We start from the raw sequence: 23,157 nt of genomic DNA, 5'->3' as shown, positions 1-23,157 counted from the left end.
CCTGCGCCAGGACATTTCGGAGCGAATGAATGTCGAGCGTACCCGGCAGGAAGAAATCAGTGCCTCCAGCGGCACAGCAAGCGGTGGAAGACGCGGCCGGCGTCGCCAATCCTTCGCGGCGTCGGCTTTTGACCACCGGCTTGGCGGCCGGCGCGGGGGCGGCCATTGCCGGTCTGCAGGTCCGGCCGGCCCTCGCCGCAGACGATCCGGCGATCACCGAGATCCAGGATTGGAACCGCTATCTGGGCGATGGCGTCGATGCGCGTCCCTACGGCACGCCCTCGCAGTATGAGGAGCATGTCGTGCGCCGTAACGTGGCTTGGCTGACGGCGGACCCGGTTTCCTCGGTGAATTTCACGCCCCTGCACGAACTGGATGGCATCATCACCCCCAACGGCCTCTGCTTCGAGCGTCATCACGCGGGTATTGCCGACGTCGACCCCGCCCAGCACCGGCTGATGATTGACGGGCTGGTCGACACGCCGCTGGTTTTCACCATGGAGGATCTGAAGCGCTTCCCGCGTGAGAACAGGGTCTACTTCCTGGAGTGCGCCGCGAATTCCGGCATGGAGTGGCGCGGCGCCCAGTTGAATGGCTGCCAGTTTACCCACGGCATGGTCCACTGCGTGGTCTACACCGGCGTCAAGCTGCGCACGATCCTGGAGGAAGCGGGCGTCAAGGCCAGCGGCAAGTGGCTGCTGGCCGAGGGCGCCGACGCATCGGCCATGAGCCGCTCGATCCCCATGGAGAAGGCGCTCGACGATTGCATGGTCGCTTTCAAGATGAACGGCGAGGCGTTGCGTCCGGAGCAGGGCTACCCGCTGCGCCTCGTGGTGCCGGGCTGGGAGGGCAACATGTGGGTGAAGTGGCTGCGCCGCCTGGAGGTGGGCGACAAGCCCTGGCACCACCGCGAGGAGACCTCGAAGTACACCGACCTGCTGGCCAACGGCAAGGCCCGGCGCTTTACCTGGGTCATGGACGTGAAGTCCGTGATCACCAGTCCCAGCCCCCAGGCGCCGGTCACCCACGGCCGCGGGCCGCTGGTGATCTCCGGTCTGGCCTGGTCGGGCAACGGCACGATCAAACGGGTCGACGTCAGTGTCGACGGCGGCCGCAACTGGCAGGCGGCGCGGATCGACGGTCCCAGCCTGGATAAGGCGCTGCACCGCTTCTATCTGGATATCGACTGGGACGGTTCGGAATTGCTGTTGCAGTCACGCGCCATTGACGAGCACGGCTATATCCAGCCGACGAAGAACGAGTTGCGCCTCGCCCGTGGGGAGAACTCGATCTATCACAACAACGGAATTCAAACCTGGTACGTGAAAGCGGATGGGGTGGTCGAGAATGTCGAAGTTTCTTAGGGTCGCAACGGCGGCAACCCTGGCGCTGCTGATCCCTCTGGCTTCGGCCTCCGCCGAGGGCGATGCAGCCAAGGGCGAGAAAGTCTTCAAGAAGTGCAAGGCCTGTCATGCGGTGGGCGAGGGCGCCAAGAACAAAGTCGGTCCGCATCTGAACGACGTTGTCGGGCGCTCCGCCGGCACGGTCGAAGGCTTCAAGTACTCCGCCGCTATGGTCGCGGCGGGCGAGGGCGGTGTCGTGTGGGATGAAGACTCTCTCTCGGCATACCTGGAAAAGCCCAGGGACTACATCAAGGGCAACCGCATGAGCTTCGCCGGTCTGCGCAAGGAGGACGAGCGGGCCGACGTGATCGCCTACTTGGAGACCTTCTCCGAAGGTTCGAAACCGGCGGCTGCTGCCGAGCCAGCCGACGCGCCTTCCCAGCAGGCCGCGGCCGCCTCGGCGCCCGCCGGTGCTTCCATGCCGGCTGCCGACACACCCCAGCCGACCCATGGAGTTTTTCATCTCGGCCGTGAGGCGACGGCGGCGGAGATCGCGGCCTGGGATATCGATATCCGGCCGGACGGGACGGGGCTGCCGGCCGGGCGCGGCAGCGTCGCCGAAGGTGAGGAGGTTTTCGCCGAGGTCTGCGCCGTCTGTCATGGCGACTTCGGCGAGGGCCGCGACCGCTGGCCGGTGCTGGCCGGCGGCCAGGACACGCTGACGGCGGAACGTCCGGTAAAGACCATCGGCTCTTATTGGCCTTATCTTTCGACGGTCTACGACTATGTGCGCCGGGCCATGCCCTTCGGCGACGCCCGTTCGCTGAGCGACGGCGAGGTCTATGCGATCACGGCCTACCTTCTGTATCTCAATGACGTGGTCACCGACGACGAGTTCGTGTTGTCGAACGAGAACTTCAGTGAGATACGCCTGCCGAACGAGGATAACTTCTTCATGGACGACCGCGGGGAAGAGGCGCACTACCTGAAGAAGGGCGAGCCCTGCATGACCGACTGCAAGCCGGACCCAGTCGAGATCACCATGCGGGCGCGAGTGCTGGACGTAACTCCCGATGCCGCGGACGACGAGCAGGGGGTGGGCGCGGTCGACTGACCGTGCCGCTCCGGAACGTCACCTCACTCGGATTTGAGCCGTAGCGGGCTTCGCGCGCTTCCCATCCTGTCGTAGTATCCGCGGTTCCGGCGCCGCTGGTGCCAAGGCAACCGGGTGGCGCCGCCCGTGCGAGGAAAGGGGCATATGGTGCGTTGCTTGATGTCGGTTTCTCTGGCCGTCCTTCTGGCTTTCGGTGGCCTGAGCGGCGGCTTGGCGTCTCGGGCCGCCGCCCAGGCCGCTGACGGATATCATCGCCTGGCGCTCTACATCACCGAGGCCGAACTCGGTAAGATGAACAGCGTGCTCGACGTGGCCGCCAACGTGTCGCGCCACTACAGCGCCATGGGCGAAGAGGTTGAGATTCAGATCGTTGCCTACAACGACGGGCTGCACATGCTGCGCGCCGATACGTCGCCGGTGCGCAAGCGCCTGGAGAACTTCATGCTCAGCATGATCAACGTCACCTTCCAAGCCTGCGGGAACACCCTGGACACCATGGCCCGCAACGAAGGTGCGGTGCCGCCGCTGATCGAGGGGACGGAGGTCGTCCAGACCGGCGTCGCCCACCTGGTGACGTTGGATGAAGAGGGTTGGACGCTGGTCCGCCCCTGAAAGGCCTTGGGAGCTGCTGCCCCGGTTCCCCCGACCGCTTCCCGAAGCGCCTGACGCAGGAGTCGAAGGCTTTTTCGGCTATTTCCACAAAATCACATGCGGATTGTTGACTAATGTGGGAATTCCGGCACAGTTTCCCTGCTGGGTTTTCGAGGGGGCCGGGACGTGTCGGGCGCAGTTCATTGCAAATATCTCATTGTCGGCGGCGGAATCATCGGCTGCTCCATCGCCTATCATCTGGCAAAGGCCGGCGAAAAAGACATCGTTCTGCTTGAAAAAGCGTCCCTGACGGAAGGGGCGACCTGGCACGCGGCGGGGCTGGTCGGTCAGCTACGTTCCTCGCGCAACACCACGCGGATGCTGCAGCGTTCGGTCGAGCTCTACGACCGTTTGGAAGCGGAGACCGGGCAGGCCATCGACTGGAAGAAGGTCGGCAGCCTGCGCCTGGCCTCTTCGCCCGACCGCATGATGGAGGTGAAGCGCCTGGCCACTATGGCGCGCAGCTTCGGCCTGGAGATGCAGGTTATCACCGCGCAGGAAGCCTATGAACTCTTCCCGCTGATCGATCCCAAGGGCGTGCTGGGCGCCGCCTTTATCCCGACCGACGGCCAGGTCGATCCGGCCAGCCTCTGCCAGGCCATCGCCGCCGGCGCGCGCCGCCAGGGCGTGACCATTGTCCAGGGCAAGAAGGTGCTGGATGCCACGGTGACCGATGGACGCATCACCGAAGTGCAAACCGACGATGGCGGCTATACGGCCGAGACGGTGGTGTTGGCCGCAGGCATGTGGAGCCGCGAGCTGGGCAGGAAGCTGGGCGTCAACGTGCCGGCCTGCGCGGTGGAGCACCAGTACCTGGTGACCGAGCCGATCCCCGACATGCCGAAGGACCTGCCGACCCTGCGCGACCCCGACCGCCTGGTCTACTACAAGCCCGATGCCGGCGGGCGGCTGGTGATCGGCGGCTATGAGGACGACACCGTTCCCTTCGGGGACCGGGGCATTCCCGGCGAGTTCGCGCGCCAACTCCTGCCCGAGAACTTCGACCGCTTCGAACCGTTGGCCACCTATGCGGGGCAGGTGACCCCGGTGGTGAACACCGTCGGCGTGCGCCAGCTCATCAACGGGCCGATCCCTTATTCGGCGGACGGCGATTTCGTCATGGGCAAGGCCCCGGAGCTGGACAACCTCTTCGTCGCCACCGGCTTCCTCTACGGCATCGCCGCCGGCGGCGGGGCGGGCGCCATCATGGCCGAGTGGATCCTGGAGGGCCGGCCGAGCCTCGACCTCTGGCCGCTCGATATCCGCCGCTTCAGCTATCACCACGGCACCCGCGCCTTCATGTATCCGCGCGCGGTGGAGCACTACGCCCATCACTACAAGATGCGCTATCCCGGCCAGGAGAGCGAAGTGGCGCGCGGCATCCGCCGCTCCCCGCTCTACGAGACCCTTAAGGCGCGCGGCGCGGTCTACGGCTCCAAGAACGGCTGGGAGCGGCCCAACTGGTTCGCGCCGCAAGGCGTCGAGCCGGTGGACAAGCCCGGCTTCACCGGGCAGAACTGGACGCCCCACGTGGCCGAGGAGCACCGGGCGGTGCGCGAGGGCGTGGCCCTCATCGACCAGTCGAGTTTCTCCAAGTTCGAGCTGCGCGGCCCCGGCGCCCTCGGCGCCATCCAGCGCCTCGCGGTCTCCAACATGGACAAGCCGGCGGGCTCGGTCATCTACACCCAGCTCTGCAACGAGCGCGGCGGGATCGAGGCCGACCTGACCGTGACGCGGCTGGGCGAGAACCACTTCTACATCGTCACCGGCTCGGGCTTCGGCGTCCACGACGCCCACTGGATCGAGAGCCAGCTTCCGAAAGACGGATCCGCATTCCTCATCGAGGTCACTTCCGGCAAGGCGGTGGTGAACCTCTGCGGCCCCAAGGCGCGCCAGGTGCTGGAACAGGTGGCGGAGGAAGACGTTTCCAACGAGGCCTTCCCCTTCGCCACCGCCCGGCAAATCACCATCGGCGCGGCGCCGGTGCTGGCCATCCGCATCGGCTACGTCGGCGAACTGGGTTGGGAGCTGCACGTCCCGACGGAATACGGGGCGCATGTCTACGAGACGCTGCAGGCGGCCGGCGCGCCGCTGGGCCTCCGCGACGTCGGCTACCGCGCCATCGAGAGCCTGCGCCTGGAGAAGGGCTACGTCTATTGGAGCGCCGACGTAACGCCGGATTACAGTCCCTACGAAGCAGGGCTGGGCTTCCGCGTCCACTTGAAGTCCAAGGGCGACTTCATCGGCCGCGCGGCGCTGGAAAAGCAGAAGGCCGAGGGCGTGGCGCGGCGGCTCTGCACCTTCACGGTGGAGGAGGCCGTGCCGGTCTTCGGCGGCGAGACCATCCTGAAGGACGGCGAGACTGTCGGTCTCGTTTCCAGCGCCGGTTTCGGGACCACGGTCGGCAAGACGGTGCTCTACGGCTATCTGCCGAGTAAGCTGGCGAAAGAGGACGAGTTCGAAATCGAATCCTTCGGTCAGCACTTCCGTGCCCGGCGGACCGCCGGGCCGCTGTATGATCCGCAGAACGAGAGGCTGAAAGCCTGAGGAAGAGCAGAAAGGGGAGCAGGCATGACGGACGGGGGTGTCATAACGGAGTCAGGCGACGGTATTCAGACGGTGCTGGAGGCGCTGTGGAGGATTCCCGGCTTTGAGGCCACGCGCGCCGGGGATTTCTCCCTGGAGCGTCAGGGCGGTCTCACCAACCTGGTCTACAAGCTCGACTTCGGTGACGGCCGCCGCTTCATCCTGCGCATTCCCGGCAAGGGGACCGAGGACTACATCGACCGCGAGGTTGAACTGCACAACGCGCGGGTGGCCGCGCAGGCGGGGGTTTCCGCCGAAGTGATCCACGGCGACGCCGGGACCGGCGTCATGATGACCCGCTTCATCGACGGTATCGTCACCATGTCACCGGAACAGTTCCGCGCACGTCCGGGTTCGCCCGCCCGCGCGGCCCGCGCCCTGAAGCAGATGCACGGCTGCGGCCAGGAGTTCCGTTTCCGCTTCGAGCTCTTCGCCATGATCGACGACTACCTGGGCATCCTCGACAAGGCGAAGGCGGAACTGCCGGAGGGCTACCATGCCGTCGTCGAGGCGGCGCAGCCGGTGCGCACGGCGCTGGACGCCCACCCGGCGGCGCTCGCGCCCTGCCACTGCGACCCGCTCTGCGAGAACTTCCTCGACGACGGCGAGAAGATGTGGGTCGTCGACTGGGAGTATTCCGGCATGAACGATCCCCTCTGGGACCTGGGCGACCTCTCGGTGGAAGCTGGCTTCGACGCCGCCCAGGATGCCGAGATGATGGCGGCCTACTGCGGCGGCGCGCCCTCAGCCGCGCAGATGGGGCGCATGGTCATCTACAAGGCCATGTGCGATTTGCTGTGGACCCTCTGGGGCCTCATCCAGCACGCCAACGGCAACTCCGCCGAGGACTTCTGGGCCTATTCCGTCGGCCGCTTCGAACGCTGCCAGAAGCTGATGAACGACCCGGCCTTCGCCGGGCACGTGGCGGCGGTGAAGGCGGGATGACGGCAGAGCCTTCCAGCCGCAGGACGGTTCTTGGCTGACGCGGCAAGCGTGCTGTACAAACCTGAGACGGGGTCAATGAACAGCAGTCGTCTCTTTGCAGGGCGAGGGAGGTGACACATGCCAACGCCAAGCAATCCGCTGGTCGGAACCTGGCAGTTGATCCGCTGGTACAACGTGACGGACGAGGGTGAAAAGACCTACCCGCTGGGCGAGGGGGCGACGGGATACATCAGCTATTCGGGCGACGGCTTCGTCTTCGTCCATCTCACGGCCGCGAACCGCCGGCTCTACGCGGTGAACGATCCTTTCGGCGGTACGCCGGAGGAAGACGCCGCGGCGATGAAGTCGCAGATATCCTACGCCGGTCCCTACGATTATCGGGGAGACGTAGTCATCCATAAGGTTACGCAGGCCTCCTGTCCCAACTGGGTTGGAACGGAGCAGCTACGCCAGGTGCGCTTCGACGGTGACCGCCTGGAGCTGAGCGCGACCGGTGCGACGTTCCACGGGCACCCGGGCACGGCCTACGTTCTCTGGGAGCGTGCGGCGCCTGCCCGAGCCACGGGCGACCATGAAGTGCGCAAGAACAGAAGCTGATGAATCTCTGGCCACTCAATCACGGTACTGACGAAGGGATGGCGGCTGGCTAAGGGTTGAGGCGGGCGTTCGGCTGACAGTCCTCAGACGTGATATCGGCTTGGCATGCCCTGATTGCGGAGATGTACTTCTGCAGATACTCGGGCGTGTTGGGGGCCTGTTCAGCGAACTTCAACCTCTCCTTCGACTCCTCTATCCGCCCGGCGTAGGCCAAGGCATAAGCGAGTACGGAGTTCATGTAGGGCTTTGTGTTCTCGGGCGCTCGCTTCAGCTCAAACTCGGCTTCGTGAAGCAGTTGATCCAGTGCAATCCGGCTCTCAAAGAAAGAAGCCGTTTCATACCACATCGAATTCTGCAGCAGCCAGAATGCTTGCTCCGTTCCGGATTGGCCGAGTTGAACGGCGAGAGCATATGCCCTTTGCCACGGCGGAAGTGCCTTGATTTTCTCGTATTCGGAGGTTTTCAGAAACAATTTTAGCTCGGCAATCTGGTCCTCGGTAAATTCATCAAACATCGGAAGCCCATTTGACGGGCAGACGGGAAGTCTGGTGATGAAATCGCAGGAGGTTTGTGGCCGAAATGACATGGTCCGGCCCATGGTGGTGCAGCTTGCCGTGCCTGTAATTGTGAATTCCTCGCCACCGACAGGGCAGGTTGCAGACTTGTCGATAGGCATGCCCGCCCAGGCCGAGCTTCCTGATAGGAAGAACAGGAGGCAGAAGCGCAGCGTTCTCAGCATCTCAGAATCACTCCAACAGGAACCGGAGGGTTGTGAGTTGAGAGGTCGATTGCGGCGAGTTTTTGTTCAGCCGCAGGTAACAATAAGATTACGAAAGCGAGCCAGCGACGGTCCGTAGCAGCGCCGCGTGGATCTCTACGCTGGCCGCCGCGACCACGCGGCCGTCTGACTCCAGCGTCAGCGGTTGGCCTTGCCAGTCTGTGATGACGCCGCCGGCGGCTTCCACGACGGGCACCACCGGCAGGTAGTCGTAGGGCTGAAGATTGTAGTCGACAACGGCATCGACCTGTCCGCCGGCGAGTTGGGCGTAGGGATAGCAGTCGTAGGTCAGGCGCTGGTAGGCGCCGAACTTCATCAGGCGCTGGAAGGCGGCGGGGTGGTCGGCCATGAGGCCGTTGGCCTCGTTAATGCAGAGGAAGGCCTTCTCCGGCGTCACGCCCCGGCGGCAGGCAATCGGAGTGCCGTCACGGTCGCTGCCGACGCCAGCCGCCCCGCCGTAACATTCGCCCAGCGCCGGCATGCGGATGATCCCGGCGACCGGCTTGCCCGCTCTCAGCACCGCCGTCAGCATGCCGAAGAGGGGCGAGCCGGAGATGAAAGACTTGGTGCCGTCGATGGGATCGACGACCCAAACGAACTTACGATCCAGTCCCTCGCTGCCGTACTCCTCGCCAAGGATGCCGTGGTCCGGGAAGCGTGCGGCAATGGCCTGGCGTAGCGCCGCCTCGGTCTCGCGGTCGGCGATAGTGACGGGGCTCTCGTCGGCCTTCTGCTCGACGGAAAAGCCGGCACGGTAGTGGCGTAGCGGCTCGGCGATGGCCGCCGCGGTAACGTCGCGGGCAGCTTGCAGCAGGTCCGCGACGGAAATCTCGCTCACGGTGAAACTCCTCCAGTAAAATCCAAAGGCATCGAACAGAGGGGGGGGCGGCTTACTGCGGTGCCGTCTCGGCGACCACCACGTTGACCCCGGCATCGGTCAGGAAGGCGGAGATGTCCGGCGGCGGCGCCGCGTCGGTCACCAGGGTGTCGACAACGTCCGGCGCCTCGATGCGCACCGGGGCGCGGCGGCCGAACTTCGTGGCGTCGGCGGCGATGATGGACTTGCCGGCGTGCTGGATGATCTCCCGGGAGAATTCCGCTTCCTGGAGATCAAACAGCATGAAGCCGGTCTCGGCATCGATGGCGGCGGCGGAGAGGACGGCGTACTGCACCGAGAACTGGCGCACGAAACTGATCGCCTCGCGCCCGAAGGCGCCGGCGTCGTGGGCGCGCAGCTCGCCGCCGGCCATGAAGACCCGGTTGTTGTTGCGCGTCGCCAGCATCTGCGCCGCGGCGATCGAGTTGGTCACCACGAAGAGGTCGTGGTGACCGCGCAGCGCGCGGGCCACATAGGCGGTGGTGGACCCGATATCGAGGATCAGCGAGTCGCCGTTCTTGATCATCCGCGCCAACTGCCCGGCGATGAGGCGCTTGGCGTCCGGGTTCTCGTCCATGCGCTGTGCGAAGGGCGCTTCCTGCACCGCATCGGGCAGGTAGACACCGCCGTGCACCTTGCGCACCAGGCCGCGCCCGGCGAGCTTCTTCACATTACGGCGGATGGTTTCCTCGGAGACGTCGAGGCGCCGTGCCAGGTCTTGGATGCGGCACGACCCGGAGACTTTCAGCTCGTCGAGAATCTCCATCTCGCGGTGCGTTGAGTGCATTTTCTGAAACCATCGGCAGGTAACGACATTGGGCGCCCGGGGGCGGTGGCTCCCGCGCGGCTCGGACCCCAGTATTTCGCAACCTTGGTTGGGCGGGCAACTAGAAATACCCGAAAACCCACAAAACCACATATCTTGCGTTGACAGATGTGGGTATTGGCAGAAGAATGTTCCCGTTCCCTGGCCGCAATGCCGGCCGGGAGCCGGGGAAAAAGAGGCACAAAAGAATCGGAACGGGAAGGACAGTAGGATGCGGACACATCTGAAGAAGCTGCTGGGCGCGGGACTGTGCCTGGCGGTCGGCCTGGGCGCGGCCGGGGGCGCGCTGGCGGAGGTGGAATCCAAGGATCCCATCAAGCTCACGCTGCACGACTGGACGGGCCAGCTCATCACCACGAAGCTCATGGGCGAGGTGCTGAAGAAGGCCGGCTACAACGTCGAATACGTTCAGGCCGACTACATCGCGCAGTTCGCGGGCCTGAAGACCGGCGACCTGCACGTCGCCATGGAAATCTGGGAAACCACGGGCCGCGAGGCCATGGACGAGGCCACCGCCACCGGCAAGGTCGAGAACCTGGGCGAGACCGGAATGCAGGCCATCGAGGAGTGGTGGTATCCCGCCTACATGAAAGAGAAGTGCCCGGGCCTGCCCGATTGGGAAGCCCTCAACGACTGCGCCGAGGCCTTCTCCACGCCGGAGACGGCGCCCAACGGCCGCTACCTGGGCGGTCCCGTGACCTGGGGCGGCTTCGACGACGAGCGCGCCGAGGCTCTGGAACTGGACTACGAGGTGGTGCACGCCGGGACCGACGCGGCGCTCTTCGCCGAGCTCGAATCCGCCTATCAGCGCAAGGCGCCGGTTCTGCTGTGGGTCTATGCACCGCACTGGGCGCCGATCAAGTACGAGGGTGAGTGGGTCGAATTTCCGGCCTACACCGCAGAGTGCTACAACGATCCTTCCTGGGGCAGCAATCCCGACATGGCCTACGATTGCGGCAAGCCGCGCGGGCCGATCTGGAAGGTTTCCTGGGCTGGTGTGAAAGACAAGTGGCCGGGCGCCTACGCGGCCATCAAGGCCTTCAAGGTCAGCAACGAGGAAATGGGCGCCATGGTCGCCGACGTCGATCTGGACGGCAAGGACCTGGACGGCGTGGTCGCCGACTGGATTGCCAAGAACGAGGCAACCTGGAGCGGCTGGATCAAGTGATCCATGACGTGATGCGCAGTGAGACCCCCTGCGCGTGTGTCCCCTGAGTGATCAGGGGTCTGGGAGGCGACCGGCGTGATCCCGCGGGAGACGCCGGCCGCCGTCCGGGGCCGAAAGACCTGCCCGGACGGCGGCGGACGCAGCTTCCATCACCAAGAGATTTGGGTTCGGCCATTGAGTTTGGGTGCCGGGTATCTCATCGTTCCCCCGAACAGGGGAACTTCGAGGCGATGATGCAGAACAAGCCCGTCAAGCTGGCGTGCCGCGACGTTTGGAAACTCTTCGGGAATGGCGCGGAGCGCTTCCTGGCCGAACAAGCGGACCCTCCCGGTCTGGCGGAGATTCAGGCCGCCGGCCTCATCGGCGCGGTGCGCGAGGCCAATATCGAGGTCTGCCAGGGCGAGATCTTCGTCATCATGGGCCTGTCCGGTTCGGGCAAGTCGACGCTGGTGCGGTGCCTCTCGCGGCTGATCGAGCCGACAGCGGGTCAGATTCTCTTCGAGGACACCGACCTGCTGCGCGCCAGCGAGCGCGAGATGATCCGGATCCGGCGTCACAAGATGGGCATGGTGTTCCAGCATTTCGCCCTGCTGCCGCATCTAACGGTGCTGCAGAACGTGGCTTTTCCGCTGGAGGTCCAGGGCGTCGCCCGCGGCCGCCGCGAGGCGCGCGCCCTGGAAGTCATCGAACTGGTCGGCCTCAAGGGTCGAGAGGCCTATTACCCCCGAGAGCTCTCCGGCGGCCAGCAGCAGCGCGTCGGCATCGCCCGCTCGCTGGCGGTGGAGCCGGAGATCTGGTTCCTGGACGAGCCCTTCTCGGCGCTTGACCCATTGATTCGCCGTGAGATGCAGGACGAGTTCCTGCGCCTGCAGTCCATGCTGCAGAAGACCATCGTCTTCATCACCCACGACTTCGATGAGGCCATCCGCCTGGCCGACCGCATCGCGATCATGAAGGACGGCGCGGTGATCCAGGTCGATACGCCCGAGCGTTTGGTGCTGGCCCCGGCCGACGACTACGTGGCCGAATTCACCCGCCACATTCCGCGTGCCAAGGTCTTGAGCGTGCGCGCGGTGATGCAGCCCGGGACGCCCGCCGGCGAAGTGGCGGGGCAGGTCGCCGCCGGCGACCGCATCGAGACCGTGGCGGACCGGGTGGAAGCCGCCGGCAAGCCCTTCGCGGTGGTCGACGAGTCCGGCACCGTCGTCGGCAGCCTCGACCGCCGTGCGGTCATCGACACTCTCATCGGCCGGCCCAACCCAAGCGGGGAGAAGGGCTGATGGCCGAGCCGGCGCTGGACACCGCCGCCTCCAAGGCGAAGGCGCTGCCGGTTTCGCCGGCTGCGCTGACCTGGCTGCTGCTGGGGGTGGCGACCTTCGTCCTGGCGCACACCAGCCGAGACCTCTCCAAGGCGCTCGACGCGCGCTGGCTGGTCAAGGTGCCGCGCGATCTGCGGGTCTCCGTGAAGGACGACATCAGCACCTTCATGTCGTGGCTGGTTGAGGACGCCCACTTCGGGCTCTTCAGCTTTACCGACCTGACCCGCGGCATCGCCTGGCTGCTGGAACAGCCCTACGAGTTGGCCAAGGCGGTGCTGGTCAGCGGCTTCGTGCAGGGCCTGGGCGACGAGGCCGTGCAGTGGCTGCCGCCGCTCTCCTGGATCGCCGTGGTCTTCGTGGTTGCGGCCATCGGCCACTACGCCAAGAGCATCGGCCTGGCGGTCTTCGTCGGCCTCTGTTTCCTCTATCTCGCGATCTTCGGCCAGTGGGAAAGCGCCATGGTTACCCTGGCCTCGATCCTCATCGCCGTGCCTCTGGGCGTGGGCGGCGGCCTGCTGCTGGGCATCGCCGGATACCGCTGGCGCTGGTTCGACCGGATGCTGACGCCGGTGCTGGACCTCATGCAGACGGTGCCGATCTTCGCCTACTTGGTGCCGATCCTCTTCCTCTTCGGTTTCGGCCCGGTGTCCGCCCTGGTGGCCACGGTGATCTATGCCATGCCGCCCATGGTGCGGATCACCACCCTGGCGCTGCGCGGCGTGCCCTCGGAAATCCGCGAGTTCGGCACCATGGTCGGCTGCACCGGCCGGCAGATGACCTGGCGGGTGCTGGTGCCTTCGGCCATGCCCGGCCTCATGGTCGGCGTGAACCAGGTGATCATGCTGTCGTTGAACATGGTGATCATCGCCTCGATGATCGGCGCCGGCGGCCTGGGCTACGACGTGTTGACCTCGCTGCGCCGCCTCGATATCGGCGGCGGGCTGGAGGCCGGCGTGGCCATCGTCGTGCTGGCCATCGCGCTGGACCGGCTGAGCCAGGCCTTCGTGAACCGGCCGCCACCGGAGCATGGCGAGACCGCTCCGTCCTTCGCGAAGCGCCATCCCTACACCCTGGCGGCGCTGGCGGTCATCCTCGCGACCGGCCTGCTGGGCCTGGTGCTGCCGGCCCTGCAGAGCTATCCCGCGACGGCGCAGATCACCACCGGGGCCTTCTGGGAAAACCTGGTCCAGACCATCAACGTCAACTACTTCGACCAGCTGGAGGCGGTGAAGACCTTCATGGTGCTGAACCTGCTGGTGCCGGTGAAGCGCTTCCTGCTGGGGGTGCCCTGGCCCTGGTTCATCGCGCTGGTCACGCTGGCCGGCTGGCAGCTCGGGCGCTGGAAGCTGGCTCTGCTCTGCTTCCTGCTGTCCGGCTTCATCCTGGTCAACGGCCTGTGGCAGGACGCCATGGAGACGATCTATCTCTGCGGCGTCTCGGTGCTCATCGCCGCGCTGATCGGCATCCCGCTGGGCATCGTGGCGGCGCAGAACGACAAGGCAGGGCGCGTCATCGGCGGCTTCATCGACACCCTGCAGACGCTGCCCAGCTTCGTCTACCTGATCCCGGTGGTCATGCTGTTCCGCGTCGGGGACTTCACCGCCATGATCGCCGTGGTGCTCTACGCCCTGGCGCCGGCGGTGCGCTACACCGCCCACGGCATCCGCTCCATCGATCCGCAGCTCGTCGAAGCCGGCACGGTTTCCGGCTGTACCCGCTGGCAGCTCTTGTGGCGCATCAAGCTTCCGCTGGCCCTGCCGGAGATCATGCTGGGCATCAACCAGACCATCATGCTGGCGCTGTCCATGCTGGTGATCACCGCGCTGGTCGGTACCCGCGACCTGGGCCAGGAGGTCTACATCGCACTGACCAAGGCGGACACCGGGCGCGGCATCGTCGCCGGCCTCTCCGTCGCCTTCATCGCCATCATTGCGGACCGCCTGATCGCCGCCGGGGCCCGGCGCGCCCGCGCGCGCCTCGGCTTGGCCGCGGAAGGAGGCCGCTGACATGACCGATCCGCGCAAGAAAGTCACGTCGCTGAAGCTCTGGCAGGGCAAGGTCGAGCCGCAGCCGCTTTCCGGCGGGATCACCAACGTGAACTTCCTGGTGGAGGACGCCGGGCGCAGGTACGTGGTGCGCGTCGGCGACGACATCCCAATCCACCAAGTCATGCGCTTCAACGAGCTGGCGGCCAGCCGCGCCGCGGCCGAGGCGGGGATCTCCCCGGCGGTGGTCTATCACGAGCCCGGCGTGCTGGTGATCGACTTCATCGAAGGTAAGACCCTGGGCGAGGAGGACCTGCGCCGCCAGGAGACCCTGGAGCGCGCGCTGCCGCTGGTCATCCGTTGTCACCGGGAGTTGCCGAAGTTCCTGCGCGGGCCCGCGCTGGCCTTCTGGGTTTTCCACGTGATCCGCGACTACGCCTGGACCCTGAAGGAAGGCGACAGCGCGCATGCCAGCCTGCTGCCGTCCCTGCTGACCCTGGCGCAGAAGCTGGAGGAGGCGGTGGGCGACGTCTCGATGGTCTTCGGCCACAACGACCTGCTGCCCGCCAACTTCATCGACGACGGCGCGCGCCTGTGGCTCATCGACTGGGACTATGCCGGTTTCAATTCGCCGCTCTTCGATCTCGGCGGGCTGGCCTCCAACAACGGCCTCTCGCCCGCGCAGGAAGACTGGATGCTGGAGACCTACTTCGAGCGGCCGGTGGATGACGGCCTGCGGCGGCGCTACCAGGCGATGAAGTGCGCTTCCCTACTGCGCGAGACCCTGTGGTCCATGGTTTCCGAAATCCACTCGGACATCGACTTCGACTATCCGGCCTACACCGCCGAGAACCTGGCGCGCTTCCAGGCCGCCGTTAAAGAATTTCAGCAAAGCTGAGGATATCCATGAGCGAGTTCCCTTCCACGGCAAAGGCGGTCGTCATCGGCGGCGGCATTGTCGGCTGTTCCACCGCTTACCACCTGGGCAAGCTCGGCTGGAGCGACACCGTTTTGATCGAGCGCCACAAGCTGACCTCCGGGACGACTTTCCACGCCGCCGGACTGGTCGGCCAGTTGCGCTCCAACGCCAACATCACGCAGTTGCTGGGAAACTCGGTGGAGCTCTACAACACCCTGGAAGGGGAGACCGGGCTCGCCACCGGCTGGAAGATGAACGGCGGCCTGCGCCTGGCCTGCAACGAGGAACGCTGGACGGAGGTCAAGCGCCAGGCCACCACCGCGCACTCCTTCGGGTTGGAGATGCACCTGATGACGCCGAAGGAGGCGCAGGAGCTCTGGCCGTTGATGACCGTCGACGATGTGGTCGGCGCCGCTTTCCTGCCGACCGACGGCCAGGCCAACCCAGCCGACATCACCCAGGCTCTGGCCAAAGGCGCACGCCAGAACGGCGTGAAGATCTGCGAGGATACCGCCGTGCTCTCCATAGAGGTTGAGGACGGCAGGGTAACGGCGGTGGTGACCGACAAGGGGCGCATCGACTGCGCGGTCGTGGTCTGCTGCGCCGGCCAGTGGTCGCGCGATCTCGCCGCCACCGTCGGCGTCAACGTGCCGCTGGTTTCCGTCGAACATCAGTACATGGTGACGGAGCCCATAGAGGGTGTGCCCTCGAAGCTGCCGACCCTGCGCGATCCCGACCGCCTGACCTACTACAAGGAGGAGGTCGGCGGCCTGGTCATGGGGGGTTACGAGCCCAACCCCATCCCCTGGGCCATGGACGGCATCCCGGAGGGCTTCCACTACTCGCTGCTGGATTCCAACTTCGACCATTTCGAGCAGCTCATGGAACTGGCGCTGGGCCGCGTACCGGCGCTGGAAACCGCGGGCGTGCGCGAGCTGATCAACGGGCCGGAGAGCTTCACCCCCGACGGCAATTTCATCCTGGGTGAGGCGCCGGAGTTGAAGAACTTCTTCGTCGGCGCCGGCTTCAACGCTTTCGGCATCGCCGCGGGCGGCGGCGCGGGGCAGGCGCTGGCCGAATGGGTTCACGCCGGCGAGCCGCCCTACGATCTCTGGCCTGTCGATATCCGCCGCTTCGGGCGCCCGCACTTCGACACCGACTGGGTGCGCACCCGCACCCTGGAGGCCTACGGCAAGCACTACACCATCGCCTGGCCTTCGGAGGAGCACGACAGCGGCCGGCCCTGCCGCCGCTCGCCGCTCTATTCGATCCTGAAGCAGCAGGGCGCCTGCTTCGGCGAGAAGCTGGGCTGGGAGCGGCCCAACTGGTACGCCGATGCCGGCAAGGGCGAGGAGGCCAGGGACCGCTACAGCTTTGGCCGCCCCAACTGGTTCGAGCCGGTGGGGCGCGAGCACAAGGCGGCGCGCGAGGCCGCCGTGCTCTTCGACCAGTCGAGCTTCGCCAAGTTCGTCCTCAAAGGCCCCGACGCCGAGGACGCGCTGTCCTGGATCTGCGCCAACAACGTGGCCAAGCCGGTGGGCTCGCTGACCTACACCCAGATGCTGAACGACAAGGGCGGCATCGAGTGCGACCTGACGGTGGCGCGCACGGCCCACGACGAGTTCTACATCGTCACCGGCACCGGCTTCGCCACCCACGACTTCGACTGGATCAAGCGCAACATCCCGGATGGCATGAACGCGCAGCTCTTCGACGTCACCTCGGCCAACGCGGTGCTGTCGCTCATGGGCCCCAGGTCGCGCGACATCCTGGCGCAGGTGACCCGCGACGACGTCAGCAACGAGGGCTTCAAGTTCGGCACGGCGAAGCGCATCGGCATCGCCGGCTGCCCGGTGCTGGCCCTGCGCGTCACCTACGTGGGCGAGCTGGGCTGGGAGCTGCACCTGCCGACCGAGTACGCGGTCAACGTCTACGAGGCATTGATGAAGGCGGGCGAGGGCCACGGCCTGGCCAATGCCGGCTACCGCGCCATCGAGACCCTGCGCCTGGAAAAGGGCTACCGCGCCTGGGGCAGTGACATCGGCCCTGACCACACGCCCGTCGAGGCCGGGCTCGGCTGGGCGGTGAAGCTGAAGAAGAATATCGACTTCAAGGGCCGCGCCGCCATCGAGGCGCAGGTCTCCGGCGGCGTGAAGAAGATGCTGGCCTGCTTCACCGTCGAGAACCCCGAGGTCGTGCTGCTGGGCCGCGAGACCATCTACCGCGACGGCCAGCGTGTCGGCTGGCTGACCTCGGCGGGCTACGGCCACACGGTGGGCAAGCCCATCGGCTACGGCTACGTGCGCAACGCGGCGGGCGTCGACGAGGCTTTCCTGACCTCCGGCAGCTACGAGCTGGAAGTCGCTGCGGAACGGGTTCCCTGTGCCCTGCACCTGGAGGCGCTGTATGATCCGCAGATGGCGCGGGTGAAAGCCTAGGCTATGCTACGCCCTTGTTCCGAGGGAGAAGCTCTTGCGCCTGCTGTGCCTGATCTTTCTTCTCCTGCTGCCCTGCGCCGCAGCGGCTGAGAGCCCCGGCACGCCCAGGTTCGTCGTCTACTACAATTCCGATGCCAGCCCGGCGGAGGATCTGGTCGGGCTGCCGTACAGCCATGTCATCCTTTCCTTCGTGACCCTGTCGGATGGCCTGAAGCTGGCACCCGACCCACGGCTGGAGGCGCCTCTGGCGGCGGTCGGCAGGTTGCAGGCGGACGGCAAGAAGGTGCTGATCTCCTTCGGCGGCGGCTACATGCGCTTGGAGGCTTACCGCGCCGCTGTCGGCCGGGAAGCTGCGCTGGCCGCCGTGCTTGCCGGCTTTGTTGCCGCGCACGGCCTGGATGGCGTCGATATTGACTTCGAAATTGAGGCCGCCTTGCAGCGCCCGCCCGCAAAGGGCGCCTTCGATGGCCGGGGCTTCCTCGTGGCGCTGACCCGCGAGCTGCGCAAGGCCTTGCCGGAGGGCGCGTTGATCACCCATGCCCCGCAGGCGCCCTATCTGGATCCGTCCTGGCACGGCGGCCCCTACCTCGACATTCTGCGTCAGGCCGGAGCGGACATCGACTGGATCATGGTCCAGTACTACAACAACCCGGACTTCGACCTGCCCATCGCCAGCCATCTTGTCGGCGCCGAGAAAGACCCTTTCCCGGCCTCCTACGCGGGCATCACCGGTGGTGCCCTGGGCTTCGCCTGGCCGGCGCAGAAAACGCTCGTCGGCCTGCCGATCTACCGGGACGACGCGAGCAATGGTTACCAGCCGCCCGAGGTGGTGCGCGATCGGATCGTGGCGCCGCTCGTGTCGCGCTATGGCGCGGACTTCGGCGGGATCGGCGGTTGGCAGTTCTCGACCCATACCGCCGATCATCGCTACTGGAACGAAAGGCTGGCCCCGGCGTTGCGGCCTTGAAGTGGGGCCGTGCTGGCGCCGGCAACGGTCCAGGCTTTCACGCGCGGCCCTCGGCCCGCGCGCGCAGCGCCTCGGTGATGTAGTCGATGAAGACGCGCAGCTTTGCCGGCTCGAAGGGGGTCGGCGGGCGCACCAGGTTCAGCATGCCGTGGTCGGCCTCGCAGTCCGGCAGCACGCGCAGGAGGCGCCCGGCCTCGAGGTCGTCGCGCACCGTGATCAGCGGCAGCACGGCGAGCCCGATCCCGCGGCGCGCCGACTCCAGCAGGGCGGCGAAGTTGCTGACCTGCAGGCGCGGCCGCAGCGGCGCCTGGACCGGAACGCCGTTGCGCGTCAGGGGCCAGTGGCCGGGGTTTGCGCCGCCGCACCAATAGACGCTGCGATGGCCCGCGAGGTCTTCCGCCTGTTGCGGGGTGCCGTAGTTCTCCAGGTAAGTGGGGCTGGCGCAGAGGACGTAGCGCATCTCGACGATGCGGTGGGCGATCAGCGAGGAGTCCGGCAGGGCACCGCTGCGGATGGCCGCGTCGTAGCCTTCCTCGACCAGGTCGACCATGCGCTCGGTCAGGTCGAGTTCCAGTTCGATGTCCGGATAGGCTTCCACGAAGTCGACCGCCAGTTCGGTGATCCAGTCGTTGCCGAGCGCCGGCGGAGCGGTGATGCGGAGCCGGCCCTGCGGTGTCGCATCGGCGCTGCTGATCTCGGCGTTGAGGCTGGCAAGTTCCTCCAGCAGCGTCGCCGCGCGCGGCAGGTAACGGTTGCCCGCTTCGGTCAGGCTGACGTGGCGTGTCGTGCGGCGCAGCAGGGTGGCGCCCAGTTCGCTTTCCAGGTCGGCGACGTGGCGGCTGACCGTCGTGGTGGACATGCCAAGTCTGCGCGCCGCCTCGGCAAATCCGCCCGCCTTGGCGACCTCGACGAAGACGGACATGGCGGTGTGAAGGTTCATATTCTATGTCCCATAATTCGGGATAATATTTTCCGAATATACCATATTATCCTGGATACGCGGAGCGCCTAAATTCCCTCCAAACCCGATTTTCGTGATGGAGGACGCCATGACGCGCATCGTTTCGGTACGGGAGAACATCGGCTTGGCCGCGTCTTGGCAACTCGGCCGCGCCTTCGCGCGTTTGGCCGCCGTCCTGCGCCGCTGCCCCGGCGCCGGGTTGGAGACGCAAAGGATGTTCGGGAGTCTGGAGCGGGCGGCCCGGCACGACTGCGGCGCGGGTCGAGATGTCCAGGACTACGCCGTAGCGCCGCCAGTCGCTTCGTCGCGGCGTCTGCACAATATCGCCGAAGCGGCGCGCTGGGCCGTGCCGCGGCTGTAGATCCGCTCTAGTTGTCCGCGGCTTGCGGCCAGAGGTGCCGCCCTGCCAACTCGACCAGGGCCTTCACCCCGGCGGAGGCTTCGCGGCCCGGCAGGTAGGCGAGTTCGACGCTGCGGTAGAGTCTCGGCTCGATCACCGGGCGTTTGGCGATGTCGGGCTGCAGGACGCTGAACTCCGGCAGCAGGCCGATGCCCATGCCATTGGCGATCATCGCCTGGATCCAGTCCTCGCGTTCGCTGGCGTAAGGGAAGGTCAGCGACATATCGTGACTGCCGACCCGGTCCAGGAAGGCCGAGCGGAACTCGCAGTGCAGGCGGTCGATGTAACGCTCCCCGTCAAGCTCTTCGAAGCGCACTTGTCTTTGCGTGTTGAAGCGGTGGTCGCGGGAGAAGGCGACGATCATGCGCTCGCGGTAGAGCCGCTTGCCTTTCAGGGGCGCCGGCAGCTTGCCGGCGGGGCAGGCCAGGACGGCGCAGTCGACCTCGCCGCCCTTCAGCTTGTCGACGGCGTTGGCGGCCGTCACGTCGTGCAGGTGCAGTTCGATGTTCGGGTGTTCCAGGCGGAAGCGGTCGAGGAAGCCGAGCAGCGGCCGGGGGCCGAGGGTGCACATGACCCCGGCATTGAGGCGGATCTCTGCCGGCTTGAGGAACTGACGCGCGGCCTCCTCGGCCTCCTCGCGCGCGGCCACCACCCGCTCCAGCTTTTCGCGCATCACGCGGCCGAAGTCGGTGAGCAACACCTGGCGGCCCTGGCGCAGGAAGAGGGGTGCGCCCAGTTCCTCCTCCAGCTTGCGCACCGCCTTGGTGAGGGCGGGCTGGGAGACGCCGGCTTCCTCCGCCGCCTGGGTGAAATGCAGGCTGCGGGCAACGGCCAGGAAATAGCGGATCTGGTAAAGCTCCACGGCGGTGTCTTTCCATTGATAACTGTTGGTTATGGATATGTGAGAAATTTATATTTGTAAAGGTGACTTCTCGGGCACAGCTTCTGGCTTGGATTTCCCCCTGTTCAGTATAGAAAGTCCGAGAGATGCGTACATTTTCCTCAAGATTTCTGGCCCTTGCCCTGGCGCTCGTTCTGCTGGGCATTTTCATTGTCGCCGCCGCGACGGCGGCCCAGGTGAGCGGCCCGGCGGGCACTGGGGCCGGCGGCTACCTGCCCGGTTACGAGGCGGCGGTCGACGCCCAGGGCAACATCCGCGTGCCGGCGATCGACTACGGCGCCGACTGGCGCCTGCTCGGCGGCTGGTCGATCGCGGGCGATGAGCCCGGCGGCGGCGCCGCGGAGTTCCACGTCGTCTATGCCCAGCCCGGCGTCATCGAAGCCTACCGGAAGACCGGCACCTTTCCGGAGGGCAGCGTGCTGGTGAAGGAGCTCTTTTCCGCCGTCTCCGAGGACATGACCACGGGCCACGTCTCCCGCGCCGCGGCGCGCGCCGGCTGGTTCGTCATGGTGAAGGACTCCTCGGGGCGCTTCGCGGGCAATCCCCTGTGGGGCGAGGGCTGGGGGTGGGCCTACTTCGATGCCGCCGATCCCGCCACGCCGGTCACCGAAGACTTCCAGGCCGAATGCGTTGCCTGCCACGAGCCTGCCAAGGCGAGCGACTGGATCTACGTGGAGGGCTATCCGGTGCTCGGCACGGTCCAGGAAGCGAAGACCGGCCTGCCGGCCCGCATGGTGCCCTAGATCGGATCACGATGAGACGGAGCCACGATGTGGTCCCGTCTCATCGTGTGAATCCGATCTACTTCATAGGTATTGAGCAGATTCACAGGGCCGGTGGGTCGCCTTCGGCGATTCCAGCCGACCCTGATCTGCTCTAGGCCGTAGCGTCGTCGGATTACCCCATAATGTCCTTCGTATGGCGGGGCGGGATTTGGCAGATTGGGGCACTTTCGTTTTCAGGGAGTCGCCCCATGCGCCGCTCGGCCGCCTTTGTGTTTCTGTTTTTCTTTTCCGCCATCTTGCCCGCCGCTGCCGCCGATTGGCTGCAGCAGGACGCGGCCTACTCGGCGATGCGGACCATGCGGGCCGCCGGGCAGGAAGTCAGCGGGCCTCTGCACCATGATAACGGCAAGGAGCGGTTCGAGCTCACGGTCGACGGGCAGCGCCAAGTCATGATCCGGCGGCCTGACGTCCGGCGCCTCTACATGATCATGCCCGACATGGGCATGGGAATGGAGATGAGCCTCGATGCTCCCCAAGCCATGCCCAGCGCCGACGACTACGCGGAGCTGAAGCCGGAGAAGCTCGGCGAGGAAACGCTGAACGGCGAGGCGGTGACCAAATACCGCATCGAGGGCAACAGCGGCGGCCAGGAAGGTACCGTTCTCATTTGGGTGACCGACGACGGCATCCCCCTGCGCATGGAGGGCCGCACGCCCGAAGGCAGCTTCGAGATGGTGATGAGCGATCTGCGGCGTGGCCCCCAGCCGGCGGGTCTCTTCGAGCCACCGGCCGGTATCCAGATGATGGCCATGCCAGGACAATAGGAGCCGGCCGCGGTGCTCCGGGCCTTTGCGCTGCTTTGCTGCACGCTGTTCTTCGCCGCCTTCGGTTCGGCCTGGGGGGCGGAGCCGGTGACCTATCGCTGCGACGATGGCAGCGAGGTCACGGCGACCTTTCTGCAAAGCGATCCGCAAGCGGCCGTCATTGCCGAGGCCGGGCGCCTGCAAGTGCTGCCGCTCCGGCGCTCGGCCAGCGGCGCGCGTTACGCCTCGAGCGACGGCCTCGGCGCCACGACGTTCTGGGTCAAGGGTGATGAAGCGCGCTACGAGCGTCCGCGCGCCGTGGCGCGCAACTGCCGGGTCGACGCGCGCGACTGACTAGAGCTTGCCCGCTTCCTGCAGCACTTTGCGGGCGGCGCGGAAGCATTCCATGGCCTGGGGTACGCCGCAGTAGATGCCGATGACGTGGCAGACGGCGCGGATCTCCTCGACGCTGCAGCCGTTATTGAGGGCGCCGCGGCAGTGGGTCTCCCACTCCTGCATCTTGCTGAGGGCGCCGATCATCGCGAGGTTCATCAGGCTGCGGGTCTTCGGGTCGATCGCCGGGTCGCCCCAGCCGAAGCCCCAGCACCACTCGGTCATGGCCTCCTGAAAGGGCCGGCTGAAGTCGTCGGCCTGGTCCAGAGCCTTGGTGACGTAGTCGTCGCCCAGGGTGGCCTTGCGCTGCTTCAGGCCGAGTTCGAAGCGTTCCCTGTCCATTGGTTTTCTCCCGGATTCTGGCAGTTCTGCCGTTGTCGCCGTGCCGCTGGATTGTAGGGCTTCGCCGGTGGGGGTCGAGGTGGAAATCACCGGGCCGGTCAGCCCGCCCGGGCCCGGAA

General features: G+C 66.1%; 22 protein-coding genes. 16 read left to right on the top strand and 6 right to left on the bottom strand.

The window, feature by feature from the left end; translation table 11 throughout:
* Positions 1-29 precede the first annotated feature (29 nt).
* The 6 genes from soxC to AAFN88_RS16535 all read left to right on the top strand — a co-directional run bounded on the left by soxC (position 30) and on the right by AAFN88_RS16535 (position 7,236).
* A complete protein-coding gene (soxC, locus tag AAFN88_RS16560) occupies positions 30-1,364 on the top strand; it encodes a sulfite dehydrogenase (protein WP_347521529.1) in 1,335 nt (444 codons plus the stop codon).
* Positions 1,348-2,457, top strand: a complete 1,110-nt coding sequence (locus tag AAFN88_RS16555) for a c-type cytochrome (protein ID WP_347521528.1) — start codon at positions 1,348-1,350, stop codon at positions 2,455-2,457. The genes soxC and AAFN88_RS16555 overlap by 17 nt, the downstream gene beginning before the upstream one ends.
* A 144-nt stretch (positions 2,458-2,601) precedes the next feature.
* Positions 2,602-3,069, top strand: a complete 468-nt coding sequence (locus AAFN88_RS16550; RefSeq protein ID WP_347521527.1) for a hypothetical protein — start codon at positions 2,602-2,604, stop codon at positions 3,067-3,069.
* A 165-nt stretch (positions 3,070-3,234) separates the two neighbouring features.
* Entirely contained in the window at positions 3,235-5,655 is a 2,421-nt protein-coding gene (locus tag AAFN88_RS16545; protein WP_347521526.1) for an FAD-dependent oxidoreductase, read from the top strand.
* A 24-nt stretch (positions 5,656-5,679) separates the two neighbouring features.
* Positions 5,680-6,639, top strand: a complete 960-nt coding sequence (locus AAFN88_RS16540) for a choline/ethanolamine kinase family protein (RefSeq protein ID WP_347521525.1) — start codon at positions 5,680-5,682, stop codon at positions 6,637-6,639.
* 117 nt (positions 6,640-6,756) lie between these two features.
* Positions 6,757-7,236, top strand: coding sequence for a lipocalin-like domain-containing protein (locus tag AAFN88_RS16535; RefSeq protein ID WP_347521524.1), 480 nt, complete (start codon positions 6,757-6,759; stop codon positions 7,234-7,236).
* A gap of 49 nt (positions 7,237-7,285) precedes the next feature.
* Here the strand turns inward: AAFN88_RS16535 and AAFN88_RS16530 are convergent, their stop codons facing one another.
* The 3 genes from AAFN88_RS16530 to AAFN88_RS16520 all read right to left on the bottom strand — a co-directional run bounded on the left by AAFN88_RS16530 (position 7,286) and on the right by AAFN88_RS16520 (position 9,678).
* Complete coding sequence (locus tag AAFN88_RS16530; protein WP_347521522.1) at positions 7,286-7,975, bottom strand: hypothetical protein; 690 nt, start codon at positions 7,973-7,975, stop codon at positions 7,286-7,288.
* 88 nt (positions 7,976-8,063) lie between these two features.
* Complete coding sequence (locus tag AAFN88_RS16525) at positions 8,064-8,852, bottom strand: inositol monophosphatase family protein (RefSeq protein ID WP_347521520.1); 789 nt, start codon at positions 8,850-8,852, stop codon at positions 8,064-8,066.
* A gap of 52 nt (positions 8,853-8,904) precedes the next feature.
* Positions 8,905-9,678 (bottom strand): DeoR/GlpR family DNA-binding transcription regulator, encoded by a 774-nt coding sequence (locus AAFN88_RS16520; protein ID WP_347521519.1) that lies wholly within the window; start codon positions 9,676-9,678, stop codon positions 8,905-8,907.
* A gap of 250 nt (positions 9,679-9,928) precedes the next feature.
* Between AAFN88_RS16520 and AAFN88_RS16515 the strand changes: the two genes are divergently transcribed.
* From AAFN88_RS16515 to AAFN88_RS16490, 6 genes are all read left to right on the top strand, one after another.
* On the top strand, positions 9,929-10,885 hold the full coding sequence (locus AAFN88_RS16515; protein WP_347521517.1) for an ABC transporter substrate-binding protein: 957 nt from the start codon (positions 9,929-9,931) through the stop codon (positions 10,883-10,885).
* 230 nt (positions 10,886-11,115) lie between these two features.
* Positions 11,116-12,165 carry a betaine/proline/choline family ABC transporter ATP-binding protein gene (locus tag AAFN88_RS16510; protein ID WP_347521515.1) on the top strand — a complete coding sequence of 350 codons (1,050 nt, stop codon included), beginning with the start codon at positions 11,116-11,118 and terminating at the stop codon, positions 12,163-12,165.
* A complete protein-coding gene (locus AAFN88_RS16505) occupies positions 12,165-14,210 on the top strand; it encodes an ABC transporter permease subunit (protein WP_347521514.1) in 2,046 nt (681 codons plus the stop codon). Before AAFN88_RS16510 ends, AAFN88_RS16505 begins: the two co-directional genes overlap by 1 nt.
* A gap of 1 nt (position 14,211) precedes the next feature.
* Positions 14,212-15,087, top strand: coding sequence for a choline/ethanolamine kinase family protein (locus AAFN88_RS16500; protein WP_347521513.1), 876 nt, complete (start codon positions 14,212-14,214; stop codon positions 15,085-15,087).
* An 8-nt stretch (positions 15,088-15,095) separates the two neighbouring features.
* Complete coding sequence (locus tag AAFN88_RS16495) at positions 15,096-17,546, top strand: FAD-dependent oxidoreductase (RefSeq protein ID WP_347521512.1); 2,451 nt, start codon at positions 15,096-15,098, stop codon at positions 17,544-17,546.
* 34 nt (positions 17,547-17,580) lie between these two features.
* The gene (locus tag AAFN88_RS16490) at positions 17,581-18,513 is read left to right on the top strand and encodes a glycoside hydrolase family 18 protein (protein WP_347521511.1); all 933 of its coding nucleotides are present in this window, start codon (positions 17,581-17,583) and stop codon (positions 18,511-18,513) included.
* A 37-nt stretch (positions 18,514-18,550) separates the two neighbouring features.
* Here AAFN88_RS16490 and AAFN88_RS16485 read toward each other — a convergent pair whose 3' ends face one another.
* Entirely contained in the window at positions 18,551-19,453 is a 903-nt protein-coding gene (locus AAFN88_RS16485; RefSeq protein ID WP_347521510.1) for a LysR family transcriptional regulator, read from the bottom strand.
* 109 nt (positions 19,454-19,562) lie between these two features.
* Here AAFN88_RS16485 and AAFN88_RS16480 point away from each other — a divergent pair, with 109 nt between their 5' ends.
* Entirely contained in the window at positions 19,563-19,835 is a 273-nt protein-coding gene (locus AAFN88_RS16480; RefSeq protein WP_347521509.1) for a hypothetical protein, read from the top strand.
* Positions 19,836-19,842: 7 nt separating this feature from the next.
* Here the strand turns inward: AAFN88_RS16480 and AAFN88_RS16475 are convergent, their stop codons facing one another.
* Positions 19,843-20,736: a LysR family transcriptional regulator gene (locus tag AAFN88_RS16475; RefSeq protein WP_347521508.1), complete on the bottom strand. Its 894-nt coding sequence runs from the start codon at positions 20,734-20,736 to the stop codon at positions 19,843-19,845.
* A 125-nt stretch (positions 20,737-20,861) separates the two neighbouring features.
* On the opposite strand from AAFN88_RS16475, the gene AAFN88_RS16470 reads away from it, so the two are divergent.
* From AAFN88_RS16470 to AAFN88_RS16460, 3 genes are all read left to right on the top strand, one after another.
* On the top strand, positions 20,862-21,518 hold the full coding sequence (locus tag AAFN88_RS16470) for a cytochrome P460 family protein (RefSeq protein ID WP_347521507.1): 657 nt from the start codon (positions 20,862-20,864) through the stop codon (positions 21,516-21,518).
* Positions 21,519-21,748: 230 nt separating this feature from the next.
* A complete protein-coding gene (locus AAFN88_RS16465) occupies positions 21,749-22,324 on the top strand; it encodes a DUF4412 domain-containing protein (protein WP_347521506.1) in 576 nt (191 codons plus the stop codon).
* A 12-nt stretch (positions 22,325-22,336) separates the two neighbouring features.
* Positions 22,337-22,657, top strand: a complete 321-nt coding sequence (locus AAFN88_RS16460; protein ID WP_347521505.1) for an MliC family protein — start codon at positions 22,337-22,339, stop codon at positions 22,655-22,657.
* Here AAFN88_RS16460 and AAFN88_RS16455 read toward each other — a convergent pair whose 3' ends face one another.
* Positions 22,658-23,038, bottom strand: a complete 381-nt coding sequence (locus AAFN88_RS16455; protein ID WP_347521503.1) for a carboxymuconolactone decarboxylase family protein — start codon at positions 23,036-23,038, stop codon at positions 22,658-22,660.
* Between the last annotated feature and the right edge of the window lie 119 nt (positions 23,039-23,157).

The organism is Pelagibius sp. CAU 1746, assembly GCF_039839785.1.
Lineage (GTDB): Bacteria > Pseudomonadota > Alphaproteobacteria > Kiloniellales > Kiloniellaceae > Pelagibius.
Note: the sequence above shows the minus strand (reverse complement) of the source record. Positions and strands in the feature narration are given on the sequence as shown.